Origin of the sequence: Longimicrobium sp. (genome assembly GCA_036389135.1) — a bacterium.
Lineage (GTDB): Bacteria > Gemmatimonadota > Gemmatimonadetes > Longimicrobiales > Longimicrobiaceae > Longimicrobium.
In genome coordinates this window covers 1-23,143 of sequence record DASVQP010000035.1, presented here as the reverse complement: position 1 = coordinate 23,143, position 23,143 = coordinate 1, and the positions used below count along the sequence as shown (strand labels likewise).

21 protein-coding genes are annotated in these 23,143 nt (G+C 70.1%); 16 read left to right on the top strand and 5 right to left on the bottom strand.

Annotation, left to right across the window (positions count from 1 at the left end; translation table 11 throughout):
• Positions 1–2 precede the first annotated feature (2 nt).
• Both VF584_08290 and VF584_08285 read right to left on the bottom strand, forming a co-directional pair.
• Positions 3–1,349 (bottom strand): MFS transporter, encoded by a 1,347-nt coding sequence (locus VF584_08290; protein HEX8210172.1) that lies wholly within the window; start codon positions 1,347–1,349, stop codon positions 3–5.
• Between the two features lie 23 nt (positions 1,350–1,372).
• Positions 1,373–2,701 carry a 1-acyl-sn-glycerol-3-phosphate acyltransferase gene (locus VF584_08285; GenBank protein ID HEX8210171.1) on the bottom strand — a complete coding sequence of 443 codons (1,329 nt, stop codon included), beginning with the start codon at positions 2,699–2,701 and terminating at the stop codon, positions 1,373–1,375.
• A gap of 98 nt (positions 2,702–2,799) precedes the next feature.
• On the opposite strand from VF584_08285, the gene VF584_08280 reads away from it, so the two are divergent.
• From VF584_08280 to VF584_08270, 3 genes are all read left to right on the top strand, one after another.
• Positions 2,800–3,828, top strand: coding sequence for an alpha/beta fold hydrolase (locus tag VF584_08280; GenBank protein HEX8210170.1), 1,029 nt, complete (start codon positions 2,800–2,802; stop codon positions 3,826–3,828).
• Between the two features lie 166 nt (positions 3,829–3,994).
• Complete coding sequence (locus VF584_08275) at positions 3,995–4,843, top strand: HD domain-containing protein (protein HEX8210169.1); 849 nt, start codon at positions 3,995–3,997, stop codon at positions 4,841–4,843.
• A 192-nt stretch (positions 4,844–5,035) separates the two neighbouring features.
• A complete protein-coding gene (locus tag VF584_08270; protein HEX8210168.1) occupies positions 5,036–5,902 on the top strand; it encodes a sugar nucleotide-binding protein in 867 nt (288 codons plus the stop codon).
• Positions 5,903–6,305: 403 nt separating this feature from the next.
• Here the strand turns inward: VF584_08270 and VF584_08265 are convergent, their stop codons facing one another.
• Entirely contained in the window at positions 6,306–8,678 is a 2,373-nt protein-coding gene (locus tag VF584_08265; protein ID HEX8210167.1) for a glutamine--tRNA ligase/YqeY domain fusion protein, read from the bottom strand.
• A 269-nt stretch (positions 8,679–8,947) separates the two neighbouring features.
• Between VF584_08265 and VF584_08260 the strand changes: the two genes are divergently transcribed.
• The gene (locus VF584_08260) at positions 8,948–10,231 is read left to right on the top strand and encodes a vanadium-dependent haloperoxidase (protein HEX8210166.1); all 1,284 of its coding nucleotides are present in this window, start codon (positions 8,948–8,950) and stop codon (positions 10,229–10,231) included.
• A 250-nt stretch (positions 10,232–10,481) separates the two neighbouring features.
• Here VF584_08260 and VF584_08255 read toward each other — a convergent pair whose 3' ends face one another.
• Positions 10,482–10,787 (bottom strand): GIY-YIG nuclease family protein, encoded by a 306-nt coding sequence (locus VF584_08255; protein HEX8210165.1) that lies wholly within the window; start codon positions 10,785–10,787, stop codon positions 10,482–10,484.
• A gap of 252 nt (positions 10,788–11,039) precedes the next feature.
• On the opposite strand from VF584_08255, the gene gltX reads away from it, so the two are divergent.
• From gltX to VF584_08215, 8 genes are all read left to right on the top strand, one after another.
• On the top strand, positions 11,040–12,467 hold the full coding sequence (gene gltX / locus VF584_08250) for a glutamate--tRNA ligase (GenBank protein HEX8210164.1): 1,428 nt from the start codon (positions 11,040–11,042) through the stop codon (positions 12,465–12,467).
• 238 nt (positions 12,468–12,705) lie between these two features.
• Entirely contained in the window at positions 12,706–13,353 is a 648-nt protein-coding gene (gene lexA / locus VF584_08245; protein ID HEX8210163.1) for a transcriptional repressor LexA, read from the top strand.
• A gap of 254 nt (positions 13,354–13,607) precedes the next feature.
• Positions 13,608–14,072, top strand: a complete 465-nt coding sequence (gene tadA, locus VF584_08240; protein ID HEX8210162.1) for a tRNA adenosine(34) deaminase TadA — start codon at positions 13,608–13,610, stop codon at positions 14,070–14,072.
• A 181-nt stretch (positions 14,073–14,253) separates the two neighbouring features.
• Positions 14,254–14,796 carry a bifunctional pyr operon transcriptional regulator/uracil phosphoribosyltransferase PyrR gene (pyrR, locus tag VF584_08235; GenBank protein ID HEX8210161.1) on the top strand — a complete coding sequence of 181 codons (543 nt, stop codon included), beginning with the start codon at positions 14,254–14,256 and terminating at the stop codon, positions 14,794–14,796.
• Positions 14,796–15,770 (top strand): aspartate carbamoyltransferase catalytic subunit, encoded by a 975-nt coding sequence (locus VF584_08230; GenBank protein HEX8210160.1) that lies wholly within the window; start codon positions 14,796–14,798, stop codon positions 15,768–15,770. The genes pyrR and VF584_08230 overlap by 1 nt, the downstream gene beginning before the upstream one ends.
• Positions 15,771–15,775: 5 nt before the next feature.
• Positions 15,776–17,047 (top strand): dihydroorotase, encoded by a 1,272-nt coding sequence (locus VF584_08225; GenBank protein ID HEX8210159.1) that lies wholly within the window; start codon positions 15,776–15,778, stop codon positions 17,045–17,047.
• Positions 17,047–18,147: an HD domain-containing protein gene (locus tag VF584_08220; protein HEX8210158.1), complete on the top strand. Its 1,101-nt coding sequence runs from the start codon at positions 17,047–17,049 to the stop codon at positions 18,145–18,147. The genes VF584_08225 and VF584_08220 overlap by 1 nt, the downstream gene beginning before the upstream one ends.
• Positions 18,148–18,181: 34 nt before the next feature.
• Entirely contained in the window at positions 18,182–19,231 is a 1,050-nt protein-coding gene (locus VF584_08215; GenBank protein ID HEX8210157.1) for a hypothetical protein, read from the top strand.
• A gap of 439 nt (positions 19,232–19,670) precedes the next feature.
• On the opposite strand, the gene rpsT is transcribed toward VF584_08215, so the two are convergent.
• Entirely contained in the window at positions 19,671–19,928 is a 258-nt protein-coding gene (gene rpsT, locus VF584_08210; protein ID HEX8210156.1) for a 30S ribosomal protein S20, read from the bottom strand.
• A 166-nt stretch (positions 19,929–20,094) separates the two neighbouring features.
• Here rpsT and VF584_08205 point away from each other — a divergent pair, with 166 nt between their 5' ends.
• The 4 genes from VF584_08205 to VF584_08190 are packed head-to-tail and all read left to right on the top strand — an operon-like array spanning position 20,095 to position 22,861.
• Entirely contained in the window at positions 20,095–20,757 is a 663-nt protein-coding gene (locus VF584_08205; protein HEX8210155.1) for a site-2 protease family protein, read from the top strand.
• Positions 20,754–21,503, top strand: coding sequence for a segregation/condensation protein A (locus tag VF584_08200; GenBank protein HEX8210154.1), 750 nt, complete (start codon positions 20,754–20,756; stop codon positions 21,501–21,503). Before VF584_08205 ends, VF584_08200 begins: the two co-directional genes overlap by 4 nt.
• A gap of 1 nt (position 21,504) precedes the next feature.
• Positions 21,505–22,071 (top strand): SMC-Scp complex subunit ScpB, encoded by a 567-nt coding sequence (gene scpB, locus VF584_08195; protein ID HEX8210153.1) that lies wholly within the window; start codon positions 21,505–21,507, stop codon positions 22,069–22,071.
• Positions 22,049–22,861: a pseudouridine synthase gene (locus VF584_08190; GenBank protein HEX8210152.1), complete on the top strand. Its 813-nt coding sequence runs from the start codon at positions 22,049–22,051 to the stop codon at positions 22,859–22,861. The genes scpB and VF584_08190 overlap by 23 nt, the downstream gene beginning before the upstream one ends.
• Positions 22,862–23,143: the final 282 nt, after the last annotated feature.

The window sequence follows — 23,143 nt, the reverse complement described above, 5'->3', positions numbered from 1 at the left end:
CGTCAACGGTCTCCGCGTTCTTCGTCGCTCCACTCGCGGGGCTTGTCCGAGATGGGCTGTAGGATGATGAAGCTCAGCACGATCATCCCCAGCAGCACCAGAACCCCGATCCCCTGGCCCACGCGGGGCATCATGTGCGCCACCTGAATGGTCAGGTAGGTCACAGCGGCCCAGATGATGGGACCCGTGATGGCGGAGAAGCGCCCCACCATCCCGTACAGCCCGTAGAACTCGCCGACGCGGGCCGGCGGGGTCAGGCGCAGCATGTAGGGGCGATCCGCGGCCCACACGCCGCCCAGCGCCAGGCCCGCGGCGCACGCGACCACGTACAGGCACCAGAGCGGGAGCCCCACGATGCCGACCGCTCCCGCGAAGGTGAAGATCGCCATCCACGCGATCAGCACGAGGTTCAGCGTGCGGCGCGGGCCGTGGCGGTCCGTCATCCATCCCCAGAAGAAGCCGCCCAATACCGCAAAGGTGATGGCGGACATGAGGATGAACTGCGCCTGCTTCTGCCCCTCCGCCTCCGTCATCCCCGTGCTGACGGCGACGTTGACCGTGTACAGCGCCATGATGGAGATCACGGTGTTGATGGCGTCCGTGTAGAAGACGCGGCCCACGAGGAAGCGCACAAGGCCTGGGTAGCGCTGTCCCTCCTTGAGCGTGCGGATGGTCTGCGAGGTGGAGTCGCGCACCATCGCCCAGCCGATGGGGCGGGGACGCGGGTTGCCGCGCTCGCGCACGAAGAGGAAGCAGGGGATGGAGAGGAGGAGGAAGGCGACCGCGATGGCGGTGAAGAGCAGCGGCTTGTTACCCGTGCCAAGCAGGATGCCCATCCCGACCGCGAAGTAGGAGCCGAGGTACCCCACGCCGACTCCGATCCCGCCGATGCGGCCGCGGTTCTCCTCGGTGCTGACCTCGGGGAGGAGCGCGTCGTAGAACTGGAGCCCCGCCTGGTACGCCACGTTGGCGACGACGAAGCAGACGGCCGTGGTGTAGAAGCCGGAGCGCGCCAGGAGCGCCGTGAACGCGACGCAGATCGTCGTGCTGACGATCAAAAAGGGCATCCGCCTGGGCGCTCGGTCCGTCATCGCCCCCAGCAGCGGCGAGAACATGAAGATGAGCGCCATCGAGATCGCCGTGATGATCCCGTACGTGGTGTCCGCGCGCGTGGCCCCCACCTGGTCGCGCACCCAGAGGGAGAAGTAGAGCGAGATGACGCCCATCGAAAAGATGGTGTTCGCCAGGTCGTACAGCACCCAGCTCGCCACCGAGATGCGCCTGATCTCGTGCGGCGCCTTGTGCGGCACCGTTTCGGGAGGCGGCGCGGCGATTCCGGGCTCGAGCATGGGGTGGGGCTCCGATTTGGGATTCAGGGGAGGGCCAGCGGCTCGCGGGTCTCTTCCCAGAGCGCGTTGAGTCGCTTTGCGAGCTCGCGCTGGCGGGCGCGCAGCTCGTCCAACGTCCGGCGTCTGCGTGCGCGCAGGATGAAGCGCCGCGCCTCGCCGGTCGCGCGCTGCCAGCGGTCGCGCACGTGCAGCGTCACCAGACCGATCGCGGGGAGCACGAGGAGCGCCGCCAGCCCGGCCAGGATGCCGACGCGCCAGCCGGCGACCGCCGCCAGCGCCACGATCCACACCAGGTGAATCACCGAGCCGAGGAGCAGCTTGGTGGTGGCCTGCATGTCGTGGCTCGGCTTCGTCAGCGCGGCGGCGGGGCGCGTGGCGCGGTACGGGATGAAGAAAAGAATCGTGCCCACCGCGGAGATGGGGACGCCCAGCGCGAAAAAGACGAGCTGGCGCACGATCCACCGGGCGGCGAGGTCGGCGCGATTGCCGGCCCTGAGCTGTTCGGGCGTCATCCCGAGCACCTCGAGGGAGCGGGCGTGCTCGGCCACCTCGTGCGCCAGCGCTGTCCAGGGCCCGCGCTCGTCGTGGCGCAGGCGGGCCAGCGACGCCGCGGCCTCGCGCATCCGCCGTACGCGCGCCGCGGGAGAAGGGTCGGTGGGCGTCTCGGCGGAAAAGATGCCCTCTGCGGCTTCCAGGAGCGGCGCGTCCTCCCAGCGGTCCAGGTTGATCGTCACGCGGCGGATCGCCTCGTCGATGCGGTCCGTCAGCTCGCCCACGGCGGCGCGGTCGCCTTCGCCGCGCGCGGCAAGGTCATCCCAGGCCACGGGCTCGCCCACCACCAGCATCCCCTCGGAGCGGAACGATTCCTTTTCGCGGAACACGAGCCCGACGGGCACCACCGGGAATGCTCCGCCGATCCGCGCCGCGGCGCCCAGCGCGATGCGTGCGGCCCCCGTCTTCAGCGGCGCGAGCGACGGGCTGGTGTGGCTGATGCCCTCGGGGAAGATCCCCACTGCGTCGCCGGCCGCGAGCGCCTCGTGCGCGGCGCGAAAGGTGTCGTCGTTGCCGCTCATGGCGGCGGGGTCATCCTGCTTGCGGTACACCGGAATCGCCCCCGCGCCGCGGACGAGCCACCCCACCTGCCCGTCGTCAAAGAGGGGCGCCTTCGCCAGGAACCGAACCGGCCGCCCCGCCACCGCCACCACCGCCGCGGGATCGAGCAGCGAGTTGGGATGGTTCGCCACCAGCAGAACCGGCCCCCTCGACGGCACGCGCTCGCCCGTCACGTCGAGCCGGTAGAACACCCGGAGCGCGAAGCGGGAAAGGGGCGAGAAGATGGGGAGGAGCCACACGGTGCGGATCGTGAGCGGCGGGGGAGGATTTCCGGCGGGACGCGAAATATCGCGACGCCTGTTGATGGGCGAAAGCCCGCGCGTAGATTGACTCGCCTATGAACCAACCCGATCGCACCGAGCCGCCGCCCGCGAAGGCGTTCGTGCCGCGCCCCTTCCGCCCCGCGCGCTGGCTGCCGGGCGCGCACGGCCAGACCGTCGCCGGGCGCTACCTGCGTGAGCGGACCGGCGTGCACTACCGGCGCGAGCGCATGGAGACGGAGGACGGCGACTTCGTGGACCTGGACTGGGCCACGGTCGAAGGGATCGCGCTCCCGGCCGCCGCGCCGCTGGTGCTGCTGGTGCACGGCCTGGAGGGGAGCGCCAGCTCGTCGTACATGCTGGAAAGCTGCCGCGCCCTGGCCGAGTGCGGTCTGCGCGCCGTGGCGATGAACTTTCGCTCATGCAGCGGCGAGCCGAACCGCGCGCTCCGCTTCTACCACGCGGGCGACACGGCGGACCTCTCCGCCGTTCTTCGCCACCTGCGCGAGCGCGAGCCGGACGTCACCTTGGGCGCGCTCGGCTTCTCGCTGGGCGGCAACGTCCTTCTCAAGTACCTCGGAGAGCGGGGGGAGGGTTCCGCGGTGCGCGCGGCGGCGGCGGTGTCGGTGCCGTTCGACCTCATGGCGGGCGCGGAGTACATGGACGCCAGCTTCATGGGCCGCAGGTACACGGAGGTGCTCCTGCGCTCCCTCCGCCGCAAGTTCGGCGACAGGCAGGCGGAGATCGGGGACCGCTGCGACGCACGGCGCGCGCTCTCTTCGCAATCCTTCCGCGACTTCGACGATGCGGTGACGGCGCGTCTGCACGGCTTCCGCGACGTGGCGGACTACTACGGGCAGTCCAGCTCGGCGCAGTTTCTCTCCGCCATCCGCGTGCCCACGCTCCTGGTGCACGCCGCGGACGACCCGTTCGTCCCGCCGCACGCCATCCCCCGCGAAGCGGTGGAGGCCAATCCCAGCCTCACGGCGGTCTTTACGGAGCGCGGCGGGCACGTGGGGTTCATCCAGGGCAAGCCGTGGGCGCCGGAGTTCTGGGCGGAGCGCGAGGCGGCGCGTTTTCTGGCCGAACGGCTCCCGCACCCGTAATCTGCTGCACGCGGCGGTACGCGCTTCGCGTTGTGGCGCGGACCGCCGTCGGACTGTGGCCCCGCCGTGACACGTAGGGGGTACAGTATGGCGAGGCGGTCATCGCCCCCGGCGGGCGCGCATCTTCGGTGAGCCCCGGATCACCTGTCGAACACGGAACGAACGGATGTCGGAAGGACTGGACTTGCAGGAGCAGCAGGCGCAGTGGGGATGCACGGTGGAGGAGCGGTTCAGCCACCGCCTTCCGCTCAACGTCCCCAGCCGCAACAACCGCAAGGTGGCGGCGCTCATCCAGCGCATCAACCAGGACGAGGAGCTGTATTCCCTCTGGCTCGCGGCGAACGTCAACGCGGTTGAGCGGCTGGGGATGACGGATCACGGGCCGGTGCACGTCAAGATCGTGATGAACATCGCCACCAAGCTGCTGCGCATGCTGCTGGAGCGCGGCGCCAAGCCCGGCGTGGTGGAGAACTACGGGATGGGGAACGACGACGCCGAGGTGGTGGTCGTCATGGCGGCGCTCTGCCACGACCTGGGGATGTCGATCCACCGCGCGGACCACGAGGGCTTCTCGCTCTTTGTAGCCCAGGCCAAGATCAAGGAGCTGCTCTCCGAGCTGTACGACGTCCGCTCCGCCACCATTCTGCGCTCGGAGATCCTGCATGCCATCATCGCCCACCGCTCCGGCGGCAAGCCGCTGACGCTGGAGGCGGGGATCGTGCGCGTGGCGGACGCGCTGGACATGGCCAAGGGCCGCTCGCGCATCCCCTTCGCCACGGGAGCGGCGAGCATCCACTCCGTCTCCGCCGCGGCGATCGAGGCGGTGCACATCGAGCCCGGCGTCACCAAGCCGGTGCGCGTGCGGATCGAGATGTCCAACTCCGCCGGCGTCTTCCAGCTCGACCAGCTCTTTCGCGAGAAGCTCAAGGGGAGCGGCCTGGAGCCGTACATCGAGCTCGAAGCGCTGATCGAGGGCGAGGCAGAGAAGCGGCTGGTGACATCCTTCCAACTCTAATGCCGTTTCTCACTAATCCGTGTGCATTGGAGGAAAGGGTCTCACGCGAAGACGCAAAGGCGCAAAGAAAGTACTTCCGTGCTTTCCTTCGCGTCTTCGCGCGTTTGCGTGACATCTTGATTCCTTGAGTTTGCACAGAACTTCCGCCGCCCGCGCTCCTCGCCGGATTTCTCCCCTTCGACCCCTGACCTGATGCGCGTCCTGATCACCGGCGGCGCCGGCCTGCTCGGCGGTACGCTAATCTCCACCGCGCGCGATGGCGTGGAGGTGCACGCTACGCAGCGCCGCACCCCCGTCTCCGGGGCCGCGGCGCACACCGTGGACCTGGCCGACGCGCCCGCGGTCGCCGCGTTGCTTGAACACCTGCGCCCCGATGCGGTGATCCACACGGCGTACTGCAAGGAGGATCCGGAGCGCGACATCGTGGCCGCCTCGCGCGCGGTCGCGGAGGGGTGCGCGGGCATCAGCGCCGCGCTCGTGCACGTGAGCACGGACCTGGTGCTGGACGGCGAGCACGCCCCTTACGACGAGTCCGCCGAGGCGGCGCCGATCGAGGAGTACGGGCGCTGGAAGGCAGAGGCGGAGCGCGTCGTGCTGGCCGCCGCGCCGGATGCGGCCATCGCGCGCACCTCCCTCATCGTTCGCGCCGACCCGCCGGACGCCCTCACCGCGCGCCTCGTTGAGTCGCTCCGCGCGGGCGAGCCGTCGCGCCTGTACGTGGACGAGCTGCGCTGCCCGATCTTCGTGGAAGATCTCGCCCGCCAGCTCTGGGAGATCGCTGCCCTCCCCGCGGAACGGCGCTCGGGCGTGTGGAACCTGGTGGGTCCCGAAGCGGTGAGCCGCTTCACGATCGGCACTCTGATCGCGCGCCGCTTCGGGCTCGATGCATCGCTCCTGACGCCCGCGCTCAACGCCACCCATCCCGCGCCTCGCCCCCGCGACCTGCGCCTTCTCACCCCCCGCGCCGACCGGGAGCTGACCACGCGCGCGCGCACGATCACGGCGGCGCTGGTAGGGCCCCCACCCCCGCTCGTCACCTCGCGGCCCCTCCCCCAATAACTACCTGGGGGAGGGGCGTTTGGCACGGTTTGGTGCGGTTTGCGGGGGGGCGTTGCGGGGGAGGGCACGGGCAGCCACGTGGGGCGGCCCCTACCGGGTTCGGTGCGAAGGGGTGGGGATCGAGGTGGAGGAAAGGGTGGGCAGACACGCAGTTCTGCCCCTACGAGATCGTGCGGCGAGCGGAGATCGGGGTGGGGCGAGGGTGGGCGCGATGAATCGCGCCCCTACCAGAGATGCCGTGGCAGGGGCGGAGTGCACCTTTTCCCCCGCTTGCGGTGGAGAGGGCCGGGGAGAGGGGGAACCCGCGTGCCTCGACGCCGGCCGGCGGCGCACCGACGTTCGCCCCCTCTCCCACGGCTGTTTGTGGGAGAGGGTGGCAGCTGTAAGCTGCCGGGTGAGGGCCCTACCCCAGCCGCCCTTCCAGCAGCTCGCGCACCCGCTCCGCGTTCGCGGTGCCGCCGGTGCTGCGCATCACCTGGCCGACGAAGAAGCCGATCAGGCCCGTCTTGCCGGCGCGGTACTCGGCCACCTTGGCGGCGTTGGCGGCGACCACCTGGTCCACGACGGGCACCAGCGCGGCGTCGTCGCTCACTTGGCGAAGGCCGCGGCGCTCCACGATCTCGCGCGGGTCGCCGCCATCGCGCGTGAGCTCGGCGACGACCGTCTTGCCGGCGGCGCTGGAGATGGTGCCGTCCTCCACCATCCGCACGACCTCGGCGAGCTGCGCGGGGCCGAAGGCGATCTCGTTGATCCCGCGCTCCTTCAGCTCCACGAGCAGGACGTTGACGATCCAGTTCGCCACCGGCTTAGGCGCGGCGCCGAGGGCGACGGTGCCCTCGAAGAGCGTCGCGAAGCCGGGGTCGCGCGTGAGCAGGTCCGCCTCCACGGGCGCGAGGCCCAGCTCGCTCTCGTAGCGGGCGCGCGCCGCCTCCATCTCGGGCGTGCGGGCGACCTGCGGGGCGGCGGGGCGCTCCTCCGGCCTCGGGCCCGCGTTCGCGGCCCGCTTCACCAACTTCTCCGCTCTCAATTCCGGCCGTGACTTCACCGGCTGCGCGGCCTTGCCCCACGTGTCGCGCAGGGTGACGGTGCGGTTGAAGACGAGGTGGTCGGCCGACGAGTCCACGACGTCCGAGCAGAAGTAGCCCGTGCGCTCGAACTGGTAGCGGCTCCCGGGCGGGTCGTCGCGCACGCCGGGCTCGATGCGCGCGCCCTGCACCACCACGAGCGACTCGGGGTTCAGGTGCTCCTTGAAGTCGCCCTCGCCCGCCTCGGGATGGGGGACGGAGAAGAGGCGGTCGTACAGGCGCACCTCGCAGGGGCGCGAGTGCTCGGCCGAGACCCAGTGGATCGTCCCCTTCACCTGCCGCCCGTCCGGCGTGTTGCCGCCGCGCGTCTCCGGGTCGTACGAGCAGCGCAGCTCCACGATCTCGCCGTGGGCATCCTTGACCACCTCGTCGCAGCGGATGACGTACCCGTAGCGCAGCCGCACCTCACCGCCCGGGGAGAGGCGGAAGAAGCCCTTGGGCGGGTCCTCCATGAAGTCGTCGCGGTCGATGAACAGCTCGCGCGCAAAGGGGAGCGGGCGCGAGCCCTCGTTGGGCACGTCGTGCGGCCAGTACGGCGCGTCAAGCTCCTCCGTCTGCCCTTCCGGGTAGTTGGTGAGTACGACGCGCAGCGGGCGCAGCACGCATAGCACGCGCGGCGCGCGGTGGTTGAGGTCGTCGCGGACGGCGAACTCCAGCTTGGCGATGTCGATGCGGCTGTTGAACTTCGCCACCCCCATCCGCTCCCAGAACGCGCGGATCGCTTCCGGCGTCACCCCGCGGCGGCGGAAGGCGGCCAGCGTCGCCATGCGCGGATCGTCCCAGCCGCTCACGTACCCGCCCTTCACCAGCTCCAGCGACTTGCGCTTGCTGGTGATGGTGTACTCCAGCTCGCCGCGCGCGAACTCGTACTGGTGCGGCCGCGCCGGCGCCCCGCCCTCGGAGCGCACGAAGTCCTGCCAGTGGTCCACCGTCCAGTCGTAGACCGCCCGGTTGTTGTCGAACTCCAGCGTGCACAGCGAGTGCGTGATCCCTTCGATGGCGTCTTCGATGGGGTGCGCGTAGTCGTAGAGCGGGTAGATGCACCACGCGTCGCCCGTGCGGTAGTGGTGCGCGTGGCGGACGCGGTAGAGCAGGGGGTCGCGCAGCAGCATGTTCTTCGACGCCAGGTCGATCTTCGCGCGCAGCACGTGCGAGCCGTCCGGGAACTCGCCCGCGCGCATGCGGCGGAAGAGGTCCAGGCTCTCCTGGGGCGTGCGGTCGCGGAAGCGCGTGGGGAAGCCCGGCTCCGTCACCGTGCCGCGCGCCTCGCGGATCTCCTCCTCCGTGGAGCTGTCCACGTACGCGAGCCCCTGCGCGATCAGGAACTCGGCGAAGCGGTACATCTCCTCGAAGTAGTCCGCCGCGTAGTAGATCCTGTCGCCGAAGTCCGCGCCCAGCCAGCGCACCGTGTCGATGATCGACTCGACGTAGCTGACGTCCTCCGTCTCGGGATTGGTGTCGTCGAAGCGCAGGTTGAAGCGCCCGCCCGTCTCCTTTGCGATCCCGTAGCTCAGCAGGATCGCCTTCGCGTGCCCAATGTGCAGGTACCCGTTTGGCTCCGGCGGGAAGCGCGTGACGATCTCGCTGTAGCGCCCGTTGCGCAGGTCCTCGGCGACGATGGCGCGGATGAAGTCGTGCGACGGCGTATTCTCGTCCGCGGCGGGGCGCGGCTCGCTCGGTTTCGTGGTCACGTTTCCAGTATCGCGGATGCCGTATCCTACCATGATCGCGGGTAGAATACGGCACCGGGAAGGCGGATACAACTCGCCGCGTCGCGCACACCGTACTCGTTGCGTCCACAGCACGAACAAATACCGAACAAGGACCGAAGATTGCGAGACACGTATTTACGGTCTGAAGTTGTTGACCGCGTCCACTTACAGCGGAGGATAGCAGGATGACATGCGTTCAAAGTCCCTACCCGTGCCACGTACCTGAGTACGCGCTCACGGGACCCCAGGTGGAGCCGGAAGCCAGCTTCTGGAACCACTGCCCCCAGCTCCGCGTGATCTCCATCAAGGAGCTGATCTCGGTGACGGACGACCCCAGCAACCCGGGGTACTTCCCCCCCTACCCGGACGTCTGCACGCCGGAGGGGCAGGACGAGATCAAGAAGGAGTTCGAGGAGCTGGTGCAGCTCTGGCAGCTGCGCGACGAGCCGTGCAGCCTGGAATCCGCCACGGGCGGGTGTCCGGCGCTCACCGCGTGGCCGTGCGAGCCGATCAAGGAGCTTCCGAAGGCGTTCGGGTGCCGTGCGCCCATCAGCCGCCTGTTCAACCTGATGCCGCCCGCCCTGGGGGCCGTGCAGGTCAACCGGCTCCCCGGCCAGCAGGTGATCCGCACGGGGCGCGGGATGGCTCGCGCGGTGGAGTCGGAGACGCCGGGAATCTTCCACCGGCACGCCCTCAACTACCTCATCACCACGCGGTCGTGGTCGCCCCCGCGGCAGGCGCTCATCTGGGCGGCGCTGGATGTGGCCATCGCCAGCGCGCTGCAGGCGGCGTGGTACTACAAGTGGCTGAGCCCGCTGCACTTCACCTCGCGCCGTCCGCGCCCCATCGAGTACGCGCAGGACATGGGGCTGAAGCTGGACGTGCTCTTCGACCGGCCGGACGAGCTGAACCCCATGTACATCACCTGCCCGGATGCGCGCCCCTGCGCGCCGGTGCCGGGGTTCAGCCCGGGCACGCCGCGCCACCCCGCCTACCCCTCGGGGCACAGCACGTACGCCGGCGCGGCCAGCACCGTCCTGGCGTACTTCTTCGGCAACGATCCCACGCCCCCGGTGCTCACCGTGGGAGGGCCGGCCACCACGATCGGCGACGAGTTGCGCAACATGGCCGACAACATCGGCATGGGGCGGCTGTGGGCGGGGATCCACTGGCGCAGCGACCACGAGGCCGGGCTGAAGCTGGGCCAGGTGGTGGGGTGCCTGGTGCTGCGCCAGCTCGCCAGCATCTGCGGCGGCGGCTTCCAGCTCTGCCCGCCCGCGCCGCCCATGCGCAGCCAGTGCAACTGCGACGATCTCGTGCGCTGCTCCAACGCCCCGCCGCCGCCCTGCAAGGAGCTGACGGACATGGCGTGGCGCTGCCAGGAGACGTGCGCCCCGTGCGGCGAGAGCAACGTGGACGTGCCGGCGCCGTGCGCGCCGCGGTCCGACATCCACCCCTTCGAGGGCGAGGTGGCCACGGCGGAGCAGCTCGACCAGCGCAGCGTGCAGCAGGGCGGGGAGACGGAGCAGTGACCGCCTGAACACCAGCGCCCGATAAAACGCGGAGGCACGGGGGAGATTCTCCCTGTGCCTCCGTTGTTCCTGGCAGGTGCGGCTTCTTGAGCATGGAACGAAACACTTCCTGAACGGAGCGCCGCGCCACCGCCTGCCCCGCGCCCTAGCTTGTGCGCGGAGTGAAGGAAACGGGCTCTGCCGCGCACTCTGTCCCATCCAATGTTCCGTACTCCATGCATGGGTTCGCAGGTCTCCCGCACCTGCCATCCTAACCCTGGCGGTCGACCAAGCCGAAAGTCTCGGCCAGATCCCGCCACGCCGGATTGGCCGCACTGACCAACTCCACCTTTTTGATCCGCTTCCAGCCCTTCAGCTGCCGCTCGCGCGCACGGGCTGCACGGAGCTCCGAGTAAGCTTCGACGTATACCAGACGATCGATGCCACGCTCAGCGGTGTAGCTCCGCGGGAATGCCTTCGTTCGATGCTGGTTGATGCGGCGCGCGAGGTCGCGTGTGACGCCGATGTACAGCATGCGCTCTTGATTGGCGAGGATGTAGACGTGGCAGGCTTGCATTGGCGGGAGCTGCGTTCGGTGAACGTCGAATGCGTAGGTCGCTACATACGAGATACCGAACATGGGGCAGGACGGTGCCGGCGGCGGAGCCCGTCTCCTTCACTACGCGCACATGCGGCGTCGTGGGGGCAGGTGATTGCGTGGCGCTCCGTTCAGGAAGTTGGGGGTGGCGAGTCCGACTTGCCGCGGTACAGCGCGGGCGTAAGTTTCACCGCAATTGTGGCACACACGTTCAATCGAGGAAAACACAGGATGGCAGACCCGATCCGCGTACGATTCGCTCCCAGCCCCACCGGCTACCTTCACGTCGGCGGGGCCCGCACCGCGCTCTTCAACTGGCTGATGGCGCGGCAGAGCGGGGGCGTGTTCGTGCTGCGCATCGAAGACACGGACCGCGAGCGGAGCACCGACGCATCCACGGAGACGATCCTGGAGGGGATGACCTGGCTGGGGCTCACCTGGAACGAGGGCCCGTACTTCCAGAGCGAGGGCCTCCCGCGCCACACGGCCGAGGCGCAGCGCCTGCTGGCCGAGGACAGCGCGTACCGCTGCTTCTGCACGCCCGAGGAGCTGGACGCCAAGCGCCAGGCCGCGGGCGTGGAGTACCGCTACGACCGCAAGTGCCGCGCGATCCCCCGCGCGGAGAGCGACGCGCGCGCGGACACGGGGACGCCCTTCACCGTGCGCTTCCGCGTGCCCGAGGGCGCCACCGAGTGGACGGACCAGGTGTACGGCGCCATCCGCTTCGACAACGAGAGCATCGAGGACTTCATCATCCTGCGCACCGACGGCACGCCCATCTACAACATGGCCGTGGTTTCGGACGACATCGACATGCGCATCACGCACGTGGTGCGCGGCGAGGACCACGTCGCCAACACGCCCAAGCAGATCCTGCTGTACCGCGCGCTCGGCGCGGCGGTGCCGGAGTTCGCGCACCTGCCGATGATCCTGGGCGCGGACGGCCGAAAGCTCAGCAAGCGCCACGGCGCCACCGCGGTGGGCGACTACGCCAAGCTCGGCATCCTCCCGGAGACGCTCGTCAACTTCCTCGCGCTCCTCGGGTGGAACCCGGGCGACGATCGCGAGCTGATGACGGTGAACGAGATGACGGAGCTCTTTTCAGTCGAGCGGATCAACAAGAAGAGCGCCGTGTTCGACATGGAGAAGCTCCAATGGATGAACGGCCAGTATCTGGCAAAGAAGCCCGCCGCGGAGCTCCTCCCCATCGTCGGCCCGCTGCTTGTGGAGGCGGGGCTGATGACGGCGGACGAGGTGGAGGAGCGGCGAGACTACGTCATCCACCTGATCGACCTCCTCAAGGTGAGGTCGCGCTCCGCGCTGGAGATCCCGCAGCAGGCGCGCGTCTACCTGGCAGACGAGCTGGAGTACGATGCCGAGGCAACCGCCAAGCACTGGAAGGACCCCGAGACCTCCGCCCGCCTGGCGGTCGTCCGCGACGCGCTGGCGGGGGTGGACGCGTGGGAGCCGGCCGACATCGAGGCCGCCCTGCGCGGCGCGGCGGTGACGGCGGGAGTGGGGTTCGGAAAGGTGGCGCAGCCGCTGCGGATCGCGCTCACGGGGAGCGCCGCCAGCCCGGGGATCGACCAGGTGGGCGTGCTCCTGGGACGCGAGCGCACGCTGGCCCGGATCGATGCCGCGCGGGAGCGGATGGCGTGAACGGGGCTCAGTACACAAATGTTGACTTGCACTGCTACCGCGCCTATGTTGCGCCCTGAGCAGCCAAGCGGTGTGGCGCGCATTACGCGCCGGGGCTGCACGCCAGGGCAGGAGTGAGGGACGAGGGGCGGCCGCGTGAACGTCGCCCCGTTCCATTGCATCCAGCACGCGCCACCCCGGCGCCCGCCCGGCGGTTCCCATTCAGGGACGACCCCGACCCAGTCCCCGGAGGCACCCCATGCCTGAGCCGCTGAACAAGATCGAGCGCCGCATCCTGAACTATCTCGTGGACTACCTCAAGGACAACACGTACCAGCCGAGCATCCGCGAGATCGGCAAGCGGTTCTCCATCAAGTCCACCAAGACCGTCTCCGAGCACCTCCAGGCGCTGGCCGACAAGGGCCACATCGAGCGCGACGCATCGCGCTCGCGCGGCGTCAAGATCCTGGGGATGAACCTGGCCCCGGGCGTCATTTCGGTGCCCTTCTACGGCAAGATCGCCGCGGGAAAGCCGGCGCTGATGCGCGAGGACGTCAGCGAGCGCATGGAGATCGACCGCAAGCTGGTCGCCTCGGCCGACGCCTTCGGGCTGGAGATCAAGGGCGACAGCATGGAGGGGATGGGCATCCTCCACGGCGACATGGTGCTGGTGGAGCCGGTGGACCCGTCGGAGATCAGGGACGGCGAGATCGTGGCGGCGCGGCTGGGCGGCGAGTCCACGGTGAAGCGCTACTTCGCCCGCGACGGCCAGGTGGTCCTCGAAGCCGCCAACACGGACTACGCGCCGATCCTGGTGCACGACTACGACGACTTCGAGGTGCTGGGGCGCGTGACGGGCCTGGTCCGCCGCTTCACCCAGGAGCAGACCGCCGCGATCGCCACCTGAGGACGCCGCGCTCCGCGCGTTTCGGACCCGCGACCCCGGCGACCCATGGTTGCCGGGGTCGTGGCGTTGCGGGGGGCCCTCACCCCCGCTCGTTCCTCGCTGGCGAGACGGCACAGACCTGTAGGGGCGCGATTTATCGCGCCCGTGCCCAATGCTGCTCCGCCGGCCGCCCACACGAATATGTTCGTAGGGGCAGCCCGGCGTGGCTGCCCGTCCGACCCTGCTCCGCCACTTGCCCAACGCACTGCCTGCCGATGACGGACACGCCCGACGACGAACGCTGGATGCGCATCGCGCTGGAGGAGGCCGCGGCGGCGGAGGCGCTGGGGGAGGTGCCGGTGGGCGCGGTGATCGTGCGCGGCGGCGAACTGGTGGCGCGCGGCCACAACCTCACGCACACCGACCAGGACCCCAGCGCCCATGCCGAGATGGTCGCCATCCGCCGCGCGGCGCAGGCGACGGGGCACTGGCGCCTCCTCGACTGCACGCTGTACGTCACGCTGGAGCCCTGCGCCATGTGCTCGGGCGCCATCGTCCTCGCCCGCATCCCGCGCCTCGTCTACGCCGCGCCCGATCCCAAGGCGGGGATGTGCGGCTCGCTCGAGAACCTCGTGCAGTACCCCCGCCTCAACCATCGCGTGCAGCTCACCGCCGGCGTCCTCGCGCAGGAAGCCGGGGACGTGCTGCGAGCGTTCTTCAGGGCCCGGCGCCGCCAGTAGGACAGCGGGCTTACACAGAGACACAGAGGGTACGGAAAGAACGGAAGGAAGGGTTCTCTGCGTCTTGTAGTTCTCTCTGCGGCCTCTGTGTGAGGCTTTTTCTCCGCGTTGACACCCCTCCTCTCTGCGCGGTATCTTCACGGCGCTTCCGCACGCCTTTCCGGCACTCCCGAACCAGCCCATGACCGAACCGCAGCGGCGCAGCCTGATGGACACGCACGCCACGGAGCGGGCGCTGTCGCGGATGGCGCGCGAGGTGGTGCAGCTCGCGGGCGGGGCCGAAACGCTGATCCTCGTGGGCATCCACCGGCGCGGGGTGCAGCTCGCCGAGCGCATGGCCGCCGAGATCCGCGCGACCGGCGCGACGGTCGCGACCGGGACGCTGGACATCACCCTCTACCGCGACGACCTGATGAGCATCGGCCCGCGCCCGGTCGTGGGGCCGACGCGGCTGCCGACGCTGGGGATCGACGGGCGCATCGTGGCCATCGTGGACGACGTGCTGTACACCGGGCGCACGGTGAGGGCGGCGCTGGACGAGCTGGCGGACTTCGGAAGGCCGCGGAGGACGCTGCTGGCGGTGCTGGTGGACCGCGGCGGGCGCGAGCTCCCCATCCAGCCGGACGTGGTGGGGTTCACGGCCGAGGTGCCGGAGGGCGGGCGCGTGGAGGTGCTGGTGCCGGAGATCGACGGGAGCCTGGGCGTAGAGCTGGTGGAGGCCTGATGGCGCACGCCCACGCTCCGTACCTCGGCAAGGACCTGCTGGGGCTGGAAGAGCTGAGCCGCGAGCAGATCACCGCCATCCTCGACACCGCGGAGGCGTTCAAGGAGATCAGCAACCGGCCCATCAAAAAGGTGCCGGTGCTGCGCGGCAAGACCATCGTCAACGCCTTCTTCGAGAACTCCACCCGCACGCGCATCTCCTTCGAGTTCGCGCAGAAGCGCCTCTCGGCCGACACGGTGAACATCTCCAGCACCGGCTCGTCGGTGGCCAAGGGCGAGACGCTGGTGGACACGGCGCGCAACCTGGAGGCGATGAACATAGACATGGTCGTGATCCGCCACGGCGCCAGCGGCTCGGCGAAGTTCCTGGCGGAGCGGATCAAGTCCAACGTGGTCAACGCCGGCGACGGGAAGCACGAGCATCCCACCCAGGGACTGCTGGACCTCCTCACCATCCGCGACCACCGCGGTCCGCTGGAGGGCCTGCGGGTGTGCATCTGCGGCGACGTGCTGCACTCGCGCGTGGCCCGCTCCAACATCCACGGCCTGCGGAAGATGGGCGCCGAGGTGGGCGTCTGCGGCCCCCTGACGCTCCTCCCCGCCGAGGTGCAGACGCTGGGCGTCACCGTCTTCCGGCGCATCGAGGAGGCGATCGAGTGGGCCGACGTCCTCAACGTGCTGCGGCTGCAGCTGGAGCGGATGAAGGGCGGCTTCATCCCCAGCCTGCGCGAGTACAACCGCGTGTTCGGCGTCACGCGCGAGCGGGTGGAGCGTGCCCCGCGCGAGATCCTCATCCTGCACCCCGGCCCCATGAACCGCGGCGTGGAGATCGACAGCGACGTGGCGGACGGGCCGCAGTCGGTGATCCTTCAGCAGGTGACCAACGGCGTGGCCGTGCGCATGGCCGTCCTCTACCTGCTGGCCGGCGGCGCGCCGGAGCGGGCCGAGGCGGCGAAGACGGGAGGCGAGGCGTGACGGCAATGCTGATTCGCGGCGGGCGCGTGGTGGACCCGTCGCAGGGGATGGACGCGGTGCTGGACGTGCTGCTGGCCGATGGCCGGGTGGCGCGGGTGGGGGAGGGGATCGATGCACCCGAGGGCGCCGAGACGGTCGATGCCTCCGGGCTCGTCGTGGCGCCGGGGCTGATCGACGTCCACGTGCACCTGCGCGAGCCGGGGCAGGAGCACAAGGAGACGATCCGCAGCGGGGCGCGCGCGGCGGCGGCGGGCGGCTTCACCGCCGTGGTCGCCATGCCCAACACCGATCCGCCGATCGACTCGCCGGCCGCGGTCGGCTTCGTGCGCGCGGCGGGGCTGCGCGCGGATGGCGCGCGCGTGTACCCCAGCGGGTGCATCACGATGGGGCAGGCGGGCGAGCAGCTCACGGAGTTCGGCGAGCTGATCGGGGCGGGAGCGGTGTGCGTGACCGACGACGGGCGCCCGGTGAGCAGCGCCGGGATGATGCGGATGGCGCTGGAGTACGCGCAGACCTTCGACCTCACCGTCGCGGTGCATGCCGAGGAGCTGACGCTCTCGCGCGGCGGGTCGATGAACGAGGGGATCATCGCCACGCGGCTGGGGCTCACGGGAATCCCCAACGCCTCCGAGGACGTGATGATCGCGCGCGACCTGATGCTGGCCGAGCTCACGGGCGGGCGCCTGCACATCCAGCACGTCGCCACGCGCGGCGGGGTGGAGCTGATCCGGGCGGCCAAGGAGCGCGGCGTGCGCGTGACGGCCGAGGGGTCGCCGCACCACTTCACGCTGACGGACGAGGCGGTCGATTCGTACCGCACCAACGCAAAGATGAACCCGCCGCTCCGCTCCGAGGCAGACCGCGACGCCGTTCGCCAGGGCGTGCGCGACGGCACCCTGGACGTGATCGCCACCGACCACGCGCCCCACCACTACGACGAAAAGGAGCAGGCCTTCGAGGACGCTCCCAACGGCATCGTGGGGCTGGAGACGGCGCTGGGGCTCGCGTACACCGAGCTGGTGGAGACGGGGCTGATCGACCTGGCGACGCTGGTGGAGCGGATGAGCTGCCAGCCAGCGCGCGCCCTCTCCCTGCCCGGCGGCACGCTGCGCGAGGGGAGCCCGGCGGACGTGACGATCTTCGACCCGCGCGTGGAGTGGACGGTGAATCCCAAGAGCTTCCTGTCGATGAGCCGCAACACCCCCTTCGCGGGCCGCGTCGTCCGCTGCCGCGCGGTGCGGACCGTCGTGGGCGGCGCAACCGTGTGGAGCGCGTGATGAGCATCGCCTTCCCCCGCGCTTCGGCCGTGCGCGTGGACCCGCGCGGCTTCTGCGGCGGCGCCTTCCCCTGGCCGCTGGTGCGCGACCTGGCGGACGGGCGCGACGTGACGGCGTGCTACCTGGTTCACGAGAAGCAGCGCAAGGAGACCAAGAGCGCCAAGCCCTACCTGCACCTGGTCCTGGGCGACCGCACGGGGACCATCGAAGCCAAGGTGTGGGACGACGCCGACCGCCTGGACCGCGCCTTCGACGCGGACGACGTGATCGGCGTGCGCGGCAAGACGAGCACTTACAACGACCGGCTCCAGCTCACCGTCACCTGGGCGGAGACGCTGGAGGTGGTGGAGGACGACCTGGAGTTCTTCATCCCGTGCAGTCCCCGCGATCGCGGCGAGATGGCGCGCGAGCTGGACCTCCTGGTCAACTCCGTGGGCGACCCCGCGCTGCGCACGCTCCTCACGCGCTGCGTGGGGAAGGGAACGGCGCTGGGGAAGCAGTTCCGCATCCATCCGGCGGCCAAGAAGAACCACCACGCGTACCTGGGCGGCCTGCTGGAGCACTCGATCTCCGTGGCCAAGGCGTGCGACCGGATGTGCTCGCACTACCTCAACCAGGGCGCGCGGCTGGACCGCGACCTGCTGGTGACGGGAGCCATCCTCCACGACATCGGCAAGGTGCGCGAGCTGGCGGCGCGGCGCACCTTTTCGTACACGGACGAGGGGCAGCTCCTGGGTCACATCCTCATCGGCCTGCAGATCGTGACGCGCGAGGCCGAGGCGATCCCCGCCATCCGGCCGGACAAGCTGCTCCACCTGCAGCACCTCATCGCCAGCCACCAGGGGCGGCTGGAGTGGGCGTCGCCCAAGGAGCCGCAGACGCTGGAGGCGATGATCCTGCACATGGCCGACGACCTGGACGCCAAGATGAACCCCGCCATGGCGGCCCTTGCGGCGGTGGATGACGGCGGATGGACCGCGTACGACCGCAACACGGGGCGCTCCCTCTTCCAGCCCCCCGCCTTCCCCGCGACCTCGCAGGTGGAGCCGGTGCCGGCCGCCGAGGTGGTGGGTGTGGTCCTGGACATGTTCCGCGGCTGATGGCGGCCGCGTCAAACTTCCCGAGAGGTTCCGCATGACCGACCACAACTCCGCCGGCGCGCCGTCGCCGGTCCACGCCCTGGTGCGGCAGCGCGACCAGCTTCGCACGTGGATCGCGAAGCTGGACGAGGTGTCGCACGGCGCGCCCAGCCGCGTGGCCGAGCGCGTCCGCCAGGACTACGGCGACCGCCTCGCCCGAGTGACCAGCGAGCTGGGGCAGCACCGCGAGGAGATCGGGCGCAACCTGGAGTCGATGCGCGCCGAACTCCGCGTGGCCGAGGAGCGCCACACCCAGGCTTCCGAGGCGCTGGAGGAGGCGCGGCTGCGGAACCTGATCGGCGAGCTGGACGGCGCGAGCTGGGATGCGCAGCGCGAGCGCCTGGAATCCGAGGTCGCCGCCGCCGGGTCCGAGACCCGCCGCATCGGCGGCGAGGTGGAGCGCCTTTCCGCCCTAGCCGGCGAGGTCGGCGGCGATGCGACGGACGCCCGGACCGCCTTCGCCTCCGAGGAGCCCGCGGACCGCGCCCCCGCAACGGAGCCTGCCGCTTTACAGGACTCCGTTGGCATTGGCGAGAGCACCGGCTGGATCCACGATATCTCCCTCGACGATCCAAGCGCGCCCGCTCAGCCCGAGGCCCCGGCTGCCGAGGAGGCGTCGGCGGCGAGCTGGGACCCGTTCGTCAACGAGTTCGGCGGCGCGCCCGAGACGCCGCGGACGGACGTGGGCGGCGGTGACATCCCCTGGCTCGATTCTCCCGAGCGCACCGAGGAGTCCTGGACCCCCGCCACCACCGGCGACGACGGGCTGGAGTTCCTGAACGCCCTGGGCTCCTCCACTCCCGAGCCCGCCTCGAAGAGCGACCTCGCGGAAGACGATCTCGCGTTCCTGGAGGAGCTGGACCGCGCGATTTCCGGCTCACCGGCCACTGGTCGCCCCGCCACGCCGCCGCCGGCCTCCAGCACGCCGGCCCCCGGCCACTCGCCCGCGCCGGGGAGCAGCGGCGGGCCGCTGCTGTGCAAGGAGTGCGGCGCGATCAACGAGCCGCATTCCTGGTACTGCGAGATCTGCGGGTCGGAGCTGTAGGGGCGGGCCCCCACCCCCGCTCGTGAACTCGCGGCCCCTCCCCCAATAACCACCTGGGGGAGGGGCGTTTTGCGTCGGTCGGCGCCGGGTGCGGGGGGACGTCGCGGGGGAGGGCACGGGCAGCCACATGGGGCGGCCCCTACAGGGTTGCGGCGCCGGGGGCGAGGATCGAGGTGGGGGACAGGGCGGGCAGACATGCAGGTCTGTCCCTACCGGGATTAGTGCGGTGGGCGGCGTTCGAGGCGGGGCGAGGGTGGGCGCGATGAATCGCGCCCCTACCGGACCTGTGCGGCTAGGAGGGCAGTTCTCCCCCTCACCCGCCCTGCGCCCCCGCAGGCGGGGGAGGGGGCCGGGGGGAGGGGGCCCTCGCCCACACGAAGAAGCCCGCCGACAGCGCGTCGGCGGGCCTCTTTCGTCATCGGCGAACGGAGAAGATGGCTTAGGCGGCCAGCTTGCTCAGGCGCGCCAGGATGCGCGACTTCGCGCGGGCGGCCTTGTTCGGGTGGATGATCCGCCTGTGGGCGGCACGATCCAGCAGCGAGGCAGCCTCGCGGAACGCTTCGTTGCCGGTGTCGGCAGTGTCGGCGGCGCGGACCTTCTTCAGGGCAGTGCGAAGCTTGGAGCGGAACGCGCGGTTACGCTCGTTGCGGAGCGCGCTGGTCCGCATCCTCTTCTCGGCGGACTTGACGTTGGGCAAAGCTGGCCTCCAGCAGATCGGCGCCGAGGCGCCACTCGATGGTGTTCGCGGAAAAATTCCCGGGAAAACGGAAGCCGAAAAGATACCCACGACCGCCCCGCGTGTCAACCCGCGCCCCGCTTTCATCTACTTTGACAAGGGTATGGCACCCCGCTAGCTTGGGCGCATGGACGACAAGCTCAACATCCTGCTGCTCTACCTCCCGGTTCTCTGTCTCGCCTTCACGTTTCATGAGTTCGGCCACGCCTGGGTCGCGCTCAGGCAGGGCGACGACACGGCGGCGAGGCTGGGGCGCGTCACGCTGGACCCGCGCTCGCACATCGATCCCATCGGGAGCCTTCTCTTTCCCGCGCTCGCCACGCTGGGGGGCGGGATCCCGCTGCTGGGGTGGGCGAAGCCGGTGCCGGTGGACGTGCGCAAGCTGCGCAACTACCGCACGGGCGACATCCTGGTGTCGCTGGCCGGCGTGTTCATGAACTTCGTGCTGGTGATCCTTTTCACCGTCGCGCTTGCCGTGTTCTTCGCCGTCGTGGGCGGCCTTCCAGCCGACGGCACCGTTGCCGCGACCGTGCTCAGCTTCATCGAAGCCGGCATACAGGTGAACCTGGGGTTGATCTTCTTCAACATCCTTCCCATCCCGCCGCTGGATGGCTCCAAGGTGCTGTACCACTACCTTCCCACAGGTGCCCGCGAGTCGTACCGCCAGCTCGATCAGTACGGGTTCCTGATCCTGTGGGGGCTGCTGCTCACCGGGATGCTGGACTTCCTCTGGCCGGTGGTCAATCGGATCGGGGGGGTCTTCTGGGGCCTCGCGTCGCTGGCGGCATGACGGCCGCGGCGGAGTCGGCGGTCCGGGGTCCGTTCGAGATCGACCTGGAGCGCTTCTCCGGGCCGCTGGACCTGCTGCTGCACCTGATCCGCAACCAGGACGTCGACATCTTCGACATCCCCATCGCGCGGATCACGCAGCAGTTTCTGGACGCCATCCGCACGCTGGAGCGGTGGGAGCTGGAGAGGGCCGGGGAGTTCCTGGAGATGGCGGCGACGCTGGTGAGGATCAAGGCGCAGATGCTCTTTCCCCGCCGCGCGGACGACGAGGAGGGGGAGGACCCCCGCGCCGACCTGGTGCGGCGCCTGCTGGAGTACGAGCACTTCCGCGAGGCCGCGCGCCTCCTGGAGCAGGCCGAGCGCGACCGCAGCCGTCTCTTCGCCCGCGGCTTCGTGGAGGTGCGGTCCGCGCCGCGGCTGGCCGACCTGCCGCTGGACACGTCGTGGGACGAGGTGTGGAGCGCCGCCCTGCGCATGGCCGAGCGCCTGGGCGCCGACGAGCCGGTGCACACCGTGCGCGGCCGCGAGGTGAAGATCGAGGACAAGATGGACGAGATCGCCGCCGCCCTCCACCACTCGCGCCGCGTGGAGTTCGCGCAGCTGGTGATGCCTTGGGGGACGCGCATCCACGCGGTGGCGTCGCTGCTGGCGTGCCTGGAGATGGCGAAGCGGTCGATGGTGCGCGTGCGCCAGGCGGCGCCCTTTGCATCGCTCTGGATCTACCGGGGCCGCCCGCGAGAAGGGTAGCGTGAGGGCGAGCCGCATCGTGGAAGCGCTCCTCTTCGCCAGCGAGTCTCCGCTGAGCGCGGCGGAGCTGGCGCGGGCGGACGAGGAGCTGGACGAGGAGCGCGTGGAGGCCGCCGTCGCCGAGCTGCGCGCGGAGTACGACCGGCAGGAGCGCGCCTTCACCGTGTTCGAGGTGGGGGGCGGATTCCAGCTCCTCACGCGCCCCGAGTACGCGCCGGTGCTGGAGCGCTTCGACTCGGTGCCGGCCACGCACCGCCTGAGCGGCCCGGCGCTGGAGACGCTCGCCATCATCGCGTACCGCCAGCCGGTGGGGCGCGCCGAGGTGGAGGAGATCCGCGGGGTGGGCGCGGGCGGCGTGCTCAAGACGCTGCAGGAGCGCGGTCTGGTGGACGTGGTGGGGCGCGGCGAAGGGCTGGGCCGTCCCCTGCTGTACGGTACGACGACGTTTTTCCTTCAACACTTCGGGTTCCGCACGCTGGACGACCTTCCGAGACCGGAGGAGCTTCCGGTGGTGCTGGCCCGCCGAGAACCTGGAGCAGGTCCCGATGCCGAAGCCCCCCCGGGGTGAGCGCCCCCCGCAGGAGAGCGGCGAGCCCGTACGCCTGCAGGCCTACCTGGCCCGCTCCGGCGTGGCCAGCCGCCGCGCCAGCGAAGAGCTGATCGCGCAGGGACGCGTGTCCGTGAACGGCCACCAGGTTACGACTCCCGGCACCAAGGTGCGCCCGGGGCAGGACCGCGTGACGGTGGACGGCGAGGCGGTGGCGCTGGAGGAGACGGTGTGGCTGGCGCTGCACAAGCCCAAGGGCTACGTCACGAGCCGCCACGACAACTTCGGCCGCCGCACCATCTACGACCTGCTGCCGGAGAAGTACCACTCGCTCTTTCACGTGGGCCGGCTGGACCGCGACAGCGAGGGGCTCCTGCTGCTCACCAACGACGGCGACACCTCCAACCGCCTGCTGCACCCCTCCTTTGGCACCACCAAGGAGTACCTGGTGGACGTGGAGGGGAAGCTGACGAACCACGAGATGGAGCGCCTGCTGGAGGGCGTGGAACTGGAGGAAGGCCTCGCCAAGGCGGAGGAGGTGCAGCGCCTTCACCCGGTGGACGTCGACGTCTTTCGCGTGCGGGTGGTGCTGCGCGAGGGGAAGAAGCGCGAGATCCGCCGGATGATGGAGGCCATCGAGCACCCGGTGCGCCGCCTCACGCGCCGGCGGTTCGGGCCAGTGGAGCTGGGCGAGCTGCCGTCCGGCAAGTGGCGCGTGATCGCTCCGAGCGAGCTGAGCGCCCTCGGCAAGGAAGGGAAGCGCCCGGCCCGCAAGCGAGTCCGGCCCGAACAAACGGAGTCCGAGGAGTAGTCCGAGATCGTAACTGCATGGCTCACGCGGAGACGCGGAGGCGCGGGAGAACTGCAACCGCGGGCTCACACGGAGACACAGAGACACAGAGAAAGAACAGCAAAGAAGGTTGTTCTCTGTGGCTTTCAGTTCCTTCTGTGTTCTCTGTGGTGCGCCGTGCAAAGGCGGCGTGTTCTTGCGGGTGAAAGTCCCGCCGGAGGAGTTGACGGTACACCTCCGTAGCTACGGGCGGGTGGCGACCGGCGACGGGAGACACCGAGCCGTCCGGACAACGGTCCTCCA